Source organism: Pseudomonas sp. UBA5706, assembly GCF_002419965.1.
GTDB lineage: Bacteria > Pseudomonadota > Gammaproteobacteria > Pseudomonadales > Pseudomonadaceae > Aquipseudomonas.
The window spans coordinates 8,052-22,596 of the sequence record NZ_DIHC01000039.1 but is presented as its reverse complement, the minus strand read 5'-3'; the positions used below and the strand labels follow the sequence as shown (position 1 = coordinate 22,596).

Sequence of the window (14,545 nt, the reverse complement as noted above, 5' to 3'; positions counted from 1 at the left end):
CTTAAAGGGCGGCGGAATCGGTCGAAAGGTCTTGCAGTTCTAGCGTCAGTGGCATCGGGCCGGACAGTTTGACGCGCTCGTCTGAAGACAGGTCCAGCGTCGCACCGGTCACATTCGGGCGAATCGGCAACTCGGCGGCATCCAGGTCCAGTAGCGAAACCAGGGTTACGCTGGCGGGGCGACCGTAGTCGAACAACTCGTTGAGGGCCGCGCGTATGGTCCGGCCGCTCATCAATACGTCATCGATCAGCACCAGATGCTGGCCTTCGATCTCGAACGGAAGTTCCGATGGACGCACTTGCGGGTGCAGGCCGTTCTGGCTGAAGTCGTCGCGATAGAAAGAAACGTCGAGCGTGCCCAGCGGCGCTTGGCTGTTGAGCGCCTCAAGCAGGGCCTGGGCGACCCACACGCCACCGGTGCGGATGCCGATGAAGCGAGGCTCGCTGATGCCGCGTTTGTTCAGGTGCGCGTTCAGATCGATCGCCATCTGGCGGATCAGTTCGGCGGGGTTGGGCAGGGTCATGGTTGCTCCTTCAGAGGCCCGGTCGTATTCCTTGTCGGCACGGGCTAAAGCTCGAATTTGATGCTGTTCACTGCACAGCAGTGTAAATCGCTCAGGTATCAAACAGTGCTGTGTTTTCTTCCAGCCAGCTCTGCAACAAGAGCGCCGCGGCGATGGCGTCCACTGGATTGTCGCGGTAGCTGCCGCGTTGACCGCCGCGGGACATGCGCTCGCCCTTGGCTTCAAAGGTGGTCAGGCGTTCGTCCTGGGTGTAGACGGGCAGATTGAAGCGGCCATTGAGCTTGCGTGAAAACTTTTCGGCGCGGGCGCTCATCTCGCTGGGCGTGCCGTCCATGTTCAGGGGCAGGCCGACCACGATGGCGTCCGGCTTCCATTCGGTGATCAGGGCTTGCACCTTGTCCCAGTCCGGCACGCCGTTCTGGGCCTTCAAGGTACACAGCTCACGGGCCTGGCCGGTAATGACCTGGCCGACTGCGACGCCGATCTGTTTGCTGCCGTAATCGAACCCCAGTAGCAGGCGCAATGCGGCCATCAGGCGTGGCCCGCCTGGCTAGTCAGCAGATTCAGGTTTACGCCCAGTTTTGCGGCAGCAGCGTCGAGACGCTGTTCGCTTTCGAGTTCGAAGAGGATGGCGGGGTCGAACGCGCAATTGAGCCAGGCATTGGCCGCGAATTCAGCTTCCAGTTGCCCAGCGTCCCAGCCAGCGTAACCCAGAGTGATCAAATTCTGATCAGGTCCGTAGCCGTCGGCGATGGAGAACAGGACGTCCTGTGAGGTGGACAACGAAATCCCGCCCAGATCGACCGTCGCTTGAAAGACCTGACCGGTTGGATGCAGGACAAAGCCTCGATCTTTCTGCACCGGGCCGCCGACGTGGATGGGGATGTCCTCGCAACGCGATGGCGGCGGCAGTTCGGGGCGCAATTGCTCGAGAATGTCTGCCAGCGACAGGCTTTGCGGTCGGTTGATCACCAAGCCCATGGCGCCATTGGCGTTGTGCTCGACGATGTAGGTCAAGGTCTGCGCAAAGTTCTCATCGTGCATGTGAGGCATGGCGATCAGAAATTGATGTTTGAGGTAAGACGGAGTGACGTTTTTCATGAGCCCTAGTGTGGCGCCGTGGGGCTGTTGTGACAACTGGCAGAACCGACGCTGCAGTGGATAAATCGCGACGTGCGTCAGGTTTCATGTTTATGTCAAAACGTGTCGAGGGAGGTTTACGCTGACCTTCTTTGGCGGCCCGGCTCACCGACAGTAGCGATCTGGACCGCGGCACGTGGGCGGCTCCAAGGGGCATCCTTGGTGTCAGTTACTGAAGAGCTTGTCGCCGCGAGCAAATTTCCAGGTGCGGATGATCTCCAGCCGGTCGATGTCCGAAAGATCGCCGCTGAACGGCGCAAAAGGCGCGGCCAGGCGCACGATTTTCTGCGCGGCCTGGTCCAGCAACGGCTGGCCAGACGACTCCAGCACCAGCACCTCATATAAGGAGCCATCGCGGTTGATCGACACCATCATCCGCAAACTGCCGTAGATCTGCTTGCGCCGTGCTTCTTCGGGGTAGTTGAGGTTGCCGACGCGCTCGATCTTCTTTCGCCAATCCTCTTTGTACCAGGCGCCCTTGTCACGCATGGTGGACGCCGCACTCAGGCGGTGGATCTTCGGCCGTTTGGCGTAGGCCTGCTGTTCATCGGCCAACTCGGCTTCCAGGCTGGCGATTTCGCTATTGAGCTGAGCGCTGTCGAACGTCGGCGCGGCTTTCTTCGGCGCGTCTGGCTTGACCTCATCGCGTTTGGCGACGGTCTTCTGCTGCACTTGGGCCTTGGTGGCCACGGCGGTTTTCGGCGCCTCTTGCTTGACCACCGGTTTGGAGGCGGGAGGCGGCGTCACTTTGTTGATCTGAGTGTCCTGATAGGGCGCGATTTCGGTGGTTTTGGGCACCGCTTTCTTGTCGAGGGTGCCGCTGCCCTGCTGGTTTTCCTGAGCGAGGAAGTCCGCGTCCTTGGGCTTGGTGTCGCTTTTGAAAGGCGCGAGGGTGATTTCCAGTGTCTGGCTGATCTTCTCCGGTTTGACGTAGGTAAACCCCACACCAAGGATCACCGCCAGATGCACGAGCGCAGCGATCACCAGGGTAAAGCCCAGACGATCGGCCGGGCGCACGCGGGTGCGGGTCAGGGCCGTCGGGAGATCATTGTCGAGCGCAGCGTTCATCAACACTCCGCAATCACATGAACCAGCATTGCTAAAACCCACCTAGGGCGAAATTCAGGCCGCGCATGATAACGCAATGTCGCAGGCCGCTTGGGCTTTGATGCCGGCGGGCCGATTAGTGGGCTTGGCGCGCGCAGTGCCTGTTGCTGTCCGGCTTGTCGGCGGTGGCGATTGTGAAGTCGCCGACGTCGTCAAGCCGGATTGCTCCTAGGAGAGGGCGTGCGGATTACGCTCGGGCTTGAAGCTTCTTCTCGATCACATCCATCAACATTCCGCCGATATCCGTGTTGAATGCATTGTCGATTTCGCGGATACAGGTCGGGCTGGTGACGTTGATTTCGGTCAGGTGCTCGCCGATCACATCCAGCCCTACGAACAACAGGCCTTTTTCACGCAGGGTCGGGCCTATTTCGGCGGCGATCCAGCGATCACGCTCAGTGAGCGGGCGGGCTTCGCCGCGGCCACCGGCTGCCAGGTTGCCACGGGTCTCGCCCGCAGCCGGGATGCGCGCCAGGCAATACGGCACCGGCTCGCCATCGACCATCAGGATGCGCTTGTCGCCATCCTTGATCGCTGGCAGGTAGGCTTGGGCCATGATCTGTTGCTGACCATGCAGCGTCAGGGTTTCCAGGATCACCGACAGATTCGGATCGCCAACGCGATGGCGGAAGATCGACGCGCCGCCCATGCCGTCCAGTGGCTTGAGGATCACATCGCCGTGTTTGGCGGCGAATTCACGCAGAATATCCGCGCGACGGCTGACCAGCGTGGGCGGTGTGCAATGCGGGAACAGCGTAGCGAACAGCTTTTCGTTGCAGTCGCGCAGACTCTGCGGCTTGTTGACAACCAGCACGCCCGCCCGCTCGGCCTGCTCCAGCAGGTACGTGGCATAGACGAATTCCATGTCGAACGGCGGATCCTTGCGCATCAGGATCACATCCAGATCGGCCAGCCCGCTGTCGATTTCGGCTTCGAATTCGAACCAATGTGCAGGGTCAGCAAAGACTTTCAATGGCTTCATGCGGGCCCGCGCTTGCCCCGCGTCCTGATACAGGTCGTGCTGCTCCATGTAGAACAGTGACCAGCCGCGCGCTTGCGCCGCAAGGAGCATGGCCAGCGAGCTATCCTTTTTATAGGCGATGCGCTCGATGGGGTCCATGACAATTCCCAGGCGAATGCTCATGGGCGATATCCTCTGATCGATAAGGGCCGCAACGGGCCGAAAACAGGCGTCAGGGTGGCGCTGCGCTGGCCTGCGGTCAAGGGGCAAGGACGGCGGACATGCTTTATGGATTGAGTGTCTGGAGTGTGCTAAAAAGGCTCGGCATCTGGCGTCGAGCCGGTTGTCCCAGGCCCCTTAAGGTGGGGGCAGCGATTCGAGCAGCACCCAAGCCAGGCAGAACGCACACCCATCTGAATCGTCGCGGCGATGGTAGAGCAGATATGGAACAGCATTCAGCCCCATTGAAAGTCATGGTCATCGACGACTCGCGCACGATTCGTCGTACCGCCGAGACGCTGTTGAAGAATGTCGGCTGTGAAGTGATCACGGCTGTCGATGGCTTCGATGCCCTGGCCAAGATCGCTGATAATCATCCGAGAATCATTTTTGTCGACATCATGATGCCCAGGCTGGACGGGTATCAGACCTGTGCGTTGATCAAGAACAACCGGGCATTCAAGTCTACGCCGGTGATCATGCTGTCCTCCCGGGACGGGCTGTTCGATAAGGCCAAGGGGCGTATCGTCGGTTCCGATCAGTTTTTGACCAAGCCGTTTAGCAAGGAAGAGCTGCTCAGTGCGATCAAGGCTCACGTGCCGGGTTTCGTTGCAGTAGAACAACAACTATCTTGATGCCGCTCCTGAGTTGAAGGACGGCGGTTTCTATGGGGAAGCACCATGGCTCGAATTCTGATCGTCGATGATTCGCCGACCGAAATGTACAAGCTGACCGGGATGCTGGAAAAGCACGGCCATCAAGTCCTCAAGGCGGAAAACGGTGCTGATGGCGTGGCCCTGGCGCGTCAGGAAAAGCCCGATGCAGTGCTGATGGACATCGTCATGCCCGGCCTTAATGGCTTCCAGGCGACCCGGCAACTGACCAAGGATGCCGACACCAACATGATCCCGGTGATCATGATCACCACCAAGGACCAGGAAACCGACAAGGTCTGGGGCAAGCGCCAAGGTGCGCGGGATTATCTAACCAAGCCGGTGGACGAAGAAACCCTCATGAAAACCCTGAACGCGGTTCTGGCGGGCTGAGCGCCGGCCAGTATTCATGGCTCAGTCGAAAACCGCCTTTCAGCTGCTGCTCGACATCGATCAGCGGTGCCGCTCGCTGGCTGCCGGACTGCCCTTGCAGGAAACCCGGCAACAAGGCTGGAGCGGCATTGGCTTTCGCATGGGCGAGCGTTTTTACGTTGCGCCCATGGGCGAAGTCGATGAAATCCTTCACGAGCCACGCTATGCCCCACTGCCGGGGGTGAAACCCTGGGTCCGGGGCATCGCCAACCTGCGTGGCCGATTGCTGCCGATCATGGATCTTTACGCTTTCTTCGGCCACGAGTCATCGCCCTTGCGCAAGCAACGGCGGGTGCTGGTCATCGATCATCAGGATGTCTTCGCCGGTCTGCTGGTGGATGAAGTGCTGGGCATGCAGCATTTCAACGAGCGCAGTTTGATGCCTCACTCGCCCGAGGACAGCGACTCCGATATGACCCCTTACATTCAAGGCCGCTTCCTGCGCGAGCAGGCGTGGCGGGTTTTCAGCCCCAGAGTCCTTGTGCAGTCGCAGGGTTTCATGGATGTCGCACTTTAATAGTGTCTGGCAAAACTGCGAAGGCGTCCGTCGTCCTGGCGGGCGCGCGGCGGGCGCCAACCCCTGCAGTGGGTCGTCGTGTACATGCCGCCTTGACCCAAACCCAACATCAGGCGGAGCCCTGAGACATGAGTAATACCGGCAAGTCACTGGAAGGCGTGCGCAGCCGCTCGCAAATCATCGCGCTGTTCGTCGGCCTGATCGTTTTCATCATGCTGCTGTTCGTCAACTTTGCGTATTTGAGCACGCAGTCCAACTACGACAAGCAGTACATCGGCCACGCTGGGGAGTTGCGCGTGTTGTCCCAGCGGATCGCCAAAAACGCGACCGAAGCCGCCGCCGGCAAAGCTGCAGCATTTAAACTGTTGGCCGATGCACGCAACGATTTCGACACGCGCTGGAGTTACTTGAAAAAGGGCGACAAGAGCACGGGCCTGCCCGCCGCGCCTGCGGGGGTCGCCGACGAGCTCAAAGCGGTGCAGAACGATTGGGAAAACCTGCGCAAAAGCACCGATGTCATCCTGGCACGCGAACAGACAGTGCTGTCCCTGCATCAGGTCGCGGCAACCCTGGCCGAGACCATTCCGCAACTGCAGGTGGAATCGGAAAAAGTCGTCGACATCCTTTTGCAAACCCGTGCACCCGCCAGCCAGGTGGCGCTCGCTCAGCGTCAGTCATTGTTGGCCGAGCGGATTCTCGGCGCGGTCAATACCGTGCTCTCGGGCGACGAAACAGCGGTTCAGGCGGCCGACGCGTTTGGTCGGGACGCCAGCCAGTTCGGTCGTGTACTCAATGGCATGCTCGAGGGCAATCCGACCCTGAAGATCACCCAGGTCGAAGACCGCGACGCGCGTGCGCGACTGGCCGAGATTTCCGAGTTGTTCCAGTTCGTGTCGGGATCGGTCGACGAGATTCTGGAAACCTCGCCGGAACTGCTGGATGTTCGTGAATCCGCAGGTAGCATCTTTACCCTCTCCCAGACCCTGCTTGACGAGGCGTCGGTGCTGGCCAACAGTTTCGAGCACCTGGCCGGTGGTCGAACTACCAATACCTACTTAGGTTACGTGCTGGGTTTGCTGGCACTGGCCTCGATCATCCTGATCGGTCTGGTGATGGTTCGGGAAACCAATCGCCAGCTGCGCGAAACCGCCGAGAAGAACGAGCGCAACCAGACCGCGATCATGCGCCTGCTCGACGAGATCGAAGACCTGGCCGATGGCGATCTGACCGTGGCCGCTTCCGTGACCGAAGATTTCACCGGTGCTATCGCCGACTCCATCAACTACTCCATCGATCAGTTGCGCGAACTGGTCGCGACCATCAACCTGACCGCCGAACAGGTTTTTGGCGCGGTCAAGGATACCCAGACCACCGCGACCCAACTGGCGGCAGCTTCCGAGCATCAGGCGTTGCAAATCGCCGCGGCGTCGAATGCAGTCAATGACATGTCCCGTTCCGTCGAGCAGGTATCGGCCAACGCATCGGAGTCGGTGGCGGTTGCCGAGCGCTCCGTGGCGATTGCCAATAAGGGTAATGAGGTGGTGCACAACACCATCAACGGCATGGACAACATCCGCGAGCAGATTCAGGACACCTCCAAGCGCATCAAACGGCTCGGCGAATCCTCACAGGAGATTGGCGACATCGTTAGCCTGATCGACGATATTGCCGACCAGACCAACATTCTTGCCCTCAATGCGGCGATTCAGGCGTCCATGGCCGGCGATGCCGGCCGTGGCTTCGCCGTGGTTGCAGACGAGGTGCAACGTCTGGCCGAGCGTTCTTCGTCGGCGACCAAGCAGATCGAGACGCTGGTCCGCGCCATTCAAAATGACACCAACGAAGCAGTCATCTCGATGGAGCAGACCACCACGGAGGTGGTACGGGGTGCTCGACTGGCGCAGGATGCAGGTGTCGCCCTGGAAGAAATCGAAGGGGTCTCCAAGGTGCTCGCGGCGCTGGTCGAGAGCATTACCAACGCCGCTCAGCAGCAGGCGGCATTGGGTCAGCAGATTTCCGCGACCATGACCGTGATCCAGCAGACCACCACCCAAACCACCTCGGGCACGGCGGCCACTGCGCAGAGCATGGGCAACCTGGCAAAAATGGCCAGCGAGATGCGTCGCTCGGTGTCCGGTTTTACACTGCCGGCTTCACGGGATCAGCATTGATCGACAGGTCACAAGACTTGGGCAACCGGAGCCACCATGCCTGACCGTCACGACTACGTGGCCCTGGAATGGGTCAAGGGCGAAATAGCCGAAACCTTCAAGCAGGCCCGGCAGGCGCTGGACGCCTTCGTTGCGCGTCCTCTCGAGCCTGCTGCGATGCAAACCTGTCTGGACCTCATTCATCAGGTTCATGGCAGCCTGCAGATGATCGAGTTCTACGGCGCGGCCCTGTTTGCCGAGGAAATCGAACAGCTGGCGCTGGCCTTGCAGCAGGGACATGTGGTTCGCAAAAGTGAAGCCATTCAGTTGCTCAATCAGGCGATGAGCCAATTACCAGCCTATCTGGACCGCGTGCATTTGGCCCGCCGTGACCTGCCGTTGGTGGTGCTGCCCTTGCTCAACGACCTGCGCAGCGCGCGTGGGGAAAGCCTGCTCTCGGAAACCAGCCTGTTTGCGCCGCAGCTGCTGTCGCTCCCCGCACTCGATGCTCGGGCTCTGGCCGAGCGTGATGACCTGCAACTGCCAGCAAAGCTGCGCAAGTTGCGTCAGACCCTGCAAGCCGCGTTGGTCGGGCTGTTGCGTGAGCAGGATATGCAGACGCAGCTCGGTTACATGAGCAAGGTGTTTGCGCGGCTTGAAGTGCTGTGCAAGGACGCACCGCTGGAGCCGCTGTGGCGTATCGCCTCGGCGCTGGTCGAGACCATGGCCGGCGGCAACTTCACCAACAGCCCGGCGCTACGCAGCCTGTTCAAGGAGGCCGACAAGGAGCTTAAGCGCCTGTTGGAACAAGGCATTGCAGGCATCAATCAGCCAGCGCCGGATGAGTTGCTCAAAAGCCTGCTGTTCTATATCGCCAAATCCGACAGCCAGGCCCAGAGGATGATGCAATTGAAGGATCAATACGCACTGGCGGACGCGCTGCCGGAAAGCACGCTGGTCAATGAAGAGCGCTCAAGCATGGAAGGGCCGGATCGCGACGCCATGCGCTCGGTGATCATCGCACTCTGCGAAGAACTGGTACGCACCAAGGAGCGGCTGGACGTTTTCGTGCGTGGCGATCGGCAGCATGTCAGCGAACTCAACGCGCTGCTGCCGCCGCTTCGGCAGATCGCCGATACCTTGGCGGTTCTGGGTTTCGGGCAGCCGCGCAAGGTCATCATCGACCAACTGGCGGTGGTCCAGGGGCTGTCCCAAGGCCAGCGCGAACCCAGCGACTCGACATTGATGGATGTTGCAGGCGCCTTGCTTTATGTGGAGTCGACCCTGGCGGGCATGGCGGGAACAGTCGATCAGAGCAGCCCCGAAGAAAGTCGCTTGCCGACCACCGACTTGAGTCAGATTCATCAGTTGGTGATCAAGGAAGCCCGCGTCGTGCTGCAACAGGCCAAGGACGTGATCGACGATTACATCGATGGCGAGCTCGACCACCAGCGTCTGGCGCCGGTGTCCGAGCAATTGATACAGGTGCGTGGCGCATTGGCGATGATCCCGCTGTCCAGGGCTTCCGGCTTGCTGGCGGCCTGCAACGAATACATCGTCGAGCATCTCCTGAAGGGTGGGGAGCGTCCGGCCTGGTCGCAGCTGGACCATCTGGCCGACGTCATCATCGGCATTGAGTATTACCTGGAGCGTATGGCCGAAGACCCGGAGGCGCCGGGTGAGCATGTGCTTGATCTGGCGCAGGACAGCCTGGCCAAACTCGGTTACTCCCCGGCTGCCGATGCCATTGAGGTACCGGTTCTTGATGAGGTCATCAGCCAGGAAGAGCTTGACGCGTTGCGCGAGCAGCAGGCGCTGGCCAGTGCCAGCCTTAACCCGAGTATTGCCCACGTGCTGGCCAGCCCGTTGTCAGCCGTCAATCCTCCTGCGCGTCACGTGCCTGCCAGCTTGCTGCCACCACCCAAGGGTGAGCAAACGGTCGACGACGAATTGCGCGATGTGTTTCTGGAGGAGACCGATGAGGTGATCGGCGCCCTGCTCGAATACCTGCCGCGCTGGCTGGCCGACACCGGCAACCTCACGGCGCTGGGCGAGATCCGGCGCGCCTTTCACACCCTCAAGGGCAGCGGGCGCATGGTTCGCGCGTTAGTACTCGCAGAACTGGCCTGGTCGGTGGAAAACCTGCTCAACCGCGTACTGGAGGGCAGCGTCGAGCCGAATGCGCAGGTTCAGCAAGTGTTACAGGATGTGCTGGCGCTGCTGCCTGACGTGATTCGTGATTTTTCCGAAGACGTTCAACGTCAGCGCGACGACGTGGACGAACTGGCCGCTCGCGCCCATGCATTGGCCCAGGCAAACAGCGACGAACTTGCGCACCCGGTGCCTGCTGCGCACACGCAAGCTGAAAACGAAGGCTTCGACCCTCAACTGCTGGAAATCTTCCGTCAGGAAGCCCAAGCCCATCTGCACGTGCTCAATCGCTACCTCGATGCAGCACGGCAAGATCCGTCACCTTCCTTCAGCGATGATTTGCTGCGTGCGCTGCACACCCTCAAGGGCAGCGCCTACATGGCCGGTGTGTTGCCGATGGCGGAGCTGGCGAGCCCGCTGGATCAGTTGGTGCGCGAGTTAAAGACTAACCTGATTGCCGTGGGTCAGGCGGAGATCGACCTGCTATGTGCGGCCGAGCCGCTTTTTCAACAAGGGCTGACGCAACTGGAAGTCGATCCGCTGATGCCGATCGAGGGCGCCTCGCAGCTCATCGCCGCTGCTCATGAACTGCTTGACCGGCGCATGGCCGCCGCTTTTAGCGCCGGTGACAACGGGCAGCGCATACGCCGCAATCCGCAGCTGATGGCTAGCTTCTTAGCCGAAGGCATGGACATCCTGCTGGACGCAGAAAACCTGCTCAAACGCTGGCGGCGGCATCCGCGCGAGCGTCAGGAACTCAATGCGCTGCTCGATGAGCTGACCTTGCTCAGCCACGGGGCGCACATGGCCAATCTGTCTCAGGTTGATCAGTTGTGCGAAGCGCTGCTCGATCTGTATGGCGCAGTGGAGGAGAGCAGTCTTGCGATCAGCGAGCGGTTTTTCGATGAAGCGGAAAATGCCCACGAAGCACTGATCAACATGCTCGATCAGGTGGCGGCCGGGCAGCAGGTCGAGCCATGCCCGGCGCGTGTGCAGGCGTTGCGTGAGTTGCTTGATCAAGCGCTGGACCCAGGCGCGATGGGGCTGATCAAAAGCGATGGAGGGTTGGCGACCCGTGTCACGGAGTTGAGCCAGGCCACTGAAAGCCTCGACTTTGAACCTGAGCCGACCCCGCCGCCCTCGGACGATATCGATCAGGAGATCGTCGATATCTTTCTAGAGGAGGCGGTCGATATCCTCGACAGTGCAGGCCAGGCCTTGCAGCGCTGGCTGGACGACCCGGAAAATCCGCTGCCGCTGTCGTCGCTGCAACGTGATTTGCACACCCTCAAGGGCGGCGCGCGTATGGCCGAGATCGGTCCGATTGGCGACCTTGGGCATGAGCTGGAATCGCTTTACGAAGGCTTGATTGACCGCCGCTGCGGCCACACACCTGCGCTGGCCGATTTGCTGATGCGCAGCCATGATCACTTGGCGATGATGCTCGAACAGTTGCAGAACCGCACTGAACTGACGTCCCCCGACGCGTTGATCGACTCAATTCGCGCCTTGCGCCAAACGGGCGCGAGCATGCCCGTTTCTGAAGGCGGGCTGCGTAACGTCGAATCGATGATTCAGCCCCTGGATGAGCGCGACCCCGAGTTGCTGGAGATCTTCCTCGAAGAAGCCGACGACATCATCGAAAGCTCGAGCGCTGCGCTGGTGCGCTGGCAGGCCGATGCGCACAACACCGTGGAGGTGGAGAACCTGCTGCGCGACCTGCACACCCTCAAGGGCGGGGCGCGGATGGTAGAAATCGCCCCTATTGGCGACCTGGCCCATGAGTTGGAATCGTTGTACGAAGGCCTTGCGTCCGGGCACTTGAAAAACAGTGCGCTGCTCAACGGGCTGCTACAAAGCGGCCACGACATGCTGGCCGACATGGTCGATGCCGTTCGCGGTTACGCGCCGTTGCCCAATCCGGCGCTTCTGATCGACAGCATCACCCGCTATTCGTCGTCGGGGGGTATCCAGGAAATCGTCGCCAAGCCTGCGCAACCCACTGCCACTGCCATTGCCACTGCCCCTGCGGCGCCGCCTGGCCCCGACCCCGACCCGGCTTGCGCAACGCCGGATGCCGACGCCGAGCGCGCCGGGCCGGAAATGGTCAAGGTGCCCGCCGAGCAACTGGAGGATCTGGTCAATCTGGCGGGCGAAACCTCGATCTTTCGGGGCCGCATCGAACAGCAGGTCAGCGACGCGCAGGTCAACCTTGCCGAGATGGAAACCACCATCGAGCGGATGCGCGATCAACTGCGGCGCCTGGACATCGAGACGCAGGGCCGGATCCTCAGCCGCGATCATCAGACCGAGCGCTTGGGTTATGAAGAGTTCGACCCTCTGGAAATGGACCGTCACTCCCAGCTCCAACAATTGTCCCGGGCGTTGTTCGAGTCTGCCTCCGATCTGATGGACCTTAAGGAAACCCTCGACACTCGTGCCCATGAGGCTCAGACCCTGCTGCTGCAACAGGCACGGGTCAACACCGAGATTCAGGAAAGCCTGATGCGTACGCGCATGGTGCCCTTCGAGCGTATGGTCCCGCGCCTGCGCAGGATCGTGCGGCAAGTGTCGGGCGAGCTGCACAAAAAGGTCACCTTCGACGTGGTCAACGCCGAAGGTGAAATGGATCGCAACGTGCTGGAACGCATGGTCGCGCCTCTGGAACACATGCTGCGCAATGCTATCGACCACGGCCTGGAAAGCACTGAAAAACGCGTCGCAGCGGGCAAGCCGCAAGCGGGGCACATTACGCTGAGCCTGGCCCATGAGGGTGGCGACATCGTGATTGAAATGAGCGATGACGGTGCCGGAGTGGATTTCGAAGCCGTGCGACGCAAGGCGATCAAGCGTGGCCTGATTGGCCCTGACGCCGAACTGAGCGAGCACGACACCCTGCAGTTCATCTTGCAGGCCGGTTTTTCTACCGCCGAAACCATCACCCAGATTTCCGGGCGCGGCGTGGGCATGGATGTCGTGCACGCGGAGGTCAAGGAACTGGGCGGGTCGATGATCATCGACTCCAAATCGGGGCAGGGCGCGCGTTTCCGGATTCGTCTGCCGTTTTCGGTGTCGGTCAACCGGGCGCTCATGGTCCAGTGCGGCGAAGAGCAATATGCCGTGCCTTTGAACAGCGTCGAAGGCATTGTCCGCGTTATGCCCAGTGAGCTGGAAGCTTGCTATCAAGCCCTGTCGCCACGCTATCAGTATGGCGGGCGCTCCTATGAACTGCGCTATCTGGGCGAATTGCTCAACAACGGCCAACCGCCCAGGTTGAGCGGCCAGACTCAACCGCTGCCTGTGCTGCTGGTTCATGTGCATGACCAGTGGGTGGCGGTGCAGGTGGATGCGTTGGCCGGTTCGCGGGAAATCGTGGTGAAGAACCTTGGCCCGCAGTTCGCCGCGGTGAAGGGGATCTCCGGGGCGACCATTCTAGGGGATGGCCGCGTGGTGCTGATTCTTGATCTGTTTGCGCACATTCGTCGCCTGCACGCGCGAATACTGGCGATGCAGATGTCCGGGCAGGTGCCACCGCGTTACGTCGAAGTTGAGCAGGCGCGACCGCTGCTGGTGCTGGTGGTAGACGACTCGATCACGGTGCGTAAGGTCACAGGGCGTCTTTTGGAGCGAAACGGTATGAACGTGTTGACTGCCAAGGATGGGGTAGACGCCATGGCGCTGCTGCAAGAACACACCCCGGACGTAATGTTGCTGGACATCGAAATGCCGCGCATGGACGGTTTTGAAGTGGTGAGCAAAGTACGTGAAGACGAAGCGCTAAAACACCTGCCAATCATCATGATCACGTCCCGCTCAGGCCAAAAACATCGCGACCGCGCCATGGCGCTAGGGGTGAACGACTACATGAGCAAGCCGTATCAGGAAGCGGCGCTGCTGGAAAGCGTCGCCCACTGGAGTCACGCGCATGTCTGATACCACTACCCAAACCACGCGCCTGACCAGTCTCACCGGACTGCTGATTCCCTTGAGTGACCGGCATTTGCTGCTGCCCAATGTGGCTGTCGCGGAATTGATCGACTATCAGGACAGCATCGCCGACCCCGCCGCGCCGCAGTGGTACCTGGGGCCGATCAACTGGCGCCACCGCAGCCTGCCGCTGCTCAGCTTCGAAGCCGCTTGCGGCAGCCGGGCACTGGTGGGCGGCCGAGCGCGGATCGTGGTCCTCAATGCACTGGGTGAACGACCTGACCTGAAATTCATCGCCCTGCTCACGCAAGGCATCCCGCGTTCATGCAAGCTCGACAGCCAACTGAGCTACGTCGACGTGCCGCTCGCCGAGCTGGAGCTGGCGGCGGTGCAAGTGGGCGAGACCGTGGCACGAATCCCGGATCTTGTGGCACTGGAGCAATGGCTGGTGGATTCGGGATGGGCGCAGGGAGTGGGGCCGGGGATTTGACAGGCCCCGTCATGCCGCAATTCTTGCTGCCGCTTCGCGCCAGATCGCGAGCAAGCTTGCTCCTACGCCTTCGGCAGAAGCGGATCGACGTCTACCGCAGCCTGCTTTGATTTTGGCGCTTTTGATTCTGGCCTAAGGCCGTAGGCGCGTAGCTTGTTCGCGATCTGCTGCGCCGCAGCAGTAAAACCGGACAACCGCTTTGTTTCAGGTACTGCGCATGTTCAGGGTTGGCTGCCGCTTCGCGCCAGATCGCGAGCAAGCTGCGCTCCTACGCC

11 protein-coding genes are annotated in these 14,545 nt (G+C 60.7%); 6 read left to right on the top strand and 5 right to left on the bottom strand.

All coding sequences use genetic code 11. The features are described 5' to 3' along the window. Position 1 precedes the first annotated feature (1 nt). From pyrR to gshB, 5 genes are all read right to left on the bottom strand, one after another. The gene (gene pyrR, locus B3I26_RS19025) at positions 2-523 is read right to left on the bottom strand and encodes a bifunctional pyr operon transcriptional regulator/uracil phosphoribosyltransferase PyrR (RefSeq protein ID WP_296259872.1); all 522 of its coding nucleotides are present in this window, start codon (positions 521-523) and stop codon (positions 2-4) included. Positions 524-614: 91 nt separating this feature from the next. Continuing rightward, the gene (ruvX, locus tag B3I26_RS19020; RefSeq protein WP_296259871.1) at positions 615-1,055 is read right to left on the bottom strand and encodes a Holliday junction resolvase RuvX; all 441 of its coding nucleotides are present in this window, start codon (positions 1,053-1,055) and stop codon (positions 615-617) included. Then, positions 1,055-1,624: a YqgE/AlgH family protein gene (locus tag B3I26_RS19015; protein ID WP_296259869.1), complete on the bottom strand. Its 570-nt coding sequence runs from the start codon at positions 1,622-1,624 to the stop codon at positions 1,055-1,057. Before B3I26_RS19015 ends, ruvX begins: the two co-directional genes overlap by 1 nt. 204 nt (positions 1,625-1,828) lie before the next feature. Further along, complete coding sequence (locus B3I26_RS19010) at positions 1,829-2,731, bottom strand: energy transducer TonB (RefSeq protein ID WP_296259868.1); 903 nt, start codon at positions 2,729-2,731, stop codon at positions 1,829-1,831. Between the two features lie 226 nt (positions 2,732-2,957). After that, entirely contained in the window at positions 2,958-3,914 is a 957-nt protein-coding gene (gene gshB / locus B3I26_RS19005) for a glutathione synthase (RefSeq protein WP_296259866.1), read from the bottom strand. 260 nt (positions 3,915-4,174) lie between these two features. Between gshB and pilG the strand changes: the two genes are divergently transcribed. From pilG to B3I26_RS18975, 6 genes are all read left to right on the top strand, one after another. After that, a complete protein-coding gene (pilG, locus tag B3I26_RS19000) occupies positions 4,175-4,585 on the top strand; it encodes a twitching motility response regulator PilG (RefSeq protein ID WP_110949460.1) in 411 nt (136 codons plus the stop codon). 45 nt (positions 4,586-4,630) lie between these two features. Then, the gene (gene pilH, locus B3I26_RS18995; protein WP_093468272.1) at positions 4,631-4,996 is read left to right on the top strand and encodes a twitching motility response regulator PilH; all 366 of its coding nucleotides are present in this window, start codon (positions 4,631-4,633) and stop codon (positions 4,994-4,996) included. A gap of 16 nt (positions 4,997-5,012) precedes the next feature. After that, entirely contained in the window at positions 5,013-5,552 is a 540-nt protein-coding gene (locus tag B3I26_RS18990; protein ID WP_296259862.1) for a chemotaxis protein CheW, read from the top strand. 128 nt (positions 5,553-5,680) lie between these two features. After that, positions 5,681-7,723, top strand: a complete 2,043-nt coding sequence (locus B3I26_RS18985; RefSeq protein WP_296259861.1) for a methyl-accepting chemotaxis protein — start codon at positions 5,681-5,683, stop codon at positions 7,721-7,723. Between the two features lie 36 nt (positions 7,724-7,759). Beyond that, entirely contained in the window at positions 7,760-13,786 is a 6,027-nt protein-coding gene (locus B3I26_RS18980) for an Hpt domain-containing protein (protein WP_296259860.1), read from the top strand. Further along, positions 13,779-14,270, top strand: coding sequence for a chemotaxis protein CheW (locus B3I26_RS18975; RefSeq protein WP_296259858.1), 492 nt, complete (start codon positions 13,779-13,781; stop codon positions 14,268-14,270). Before B3I26_RS18980 ends, B3I26_RS18975 begins: the two co-directional genes overlap by 8 nt. The last annotated feature ends 275 nt before the right edge of the window (positions 14,271-14,545 follow it).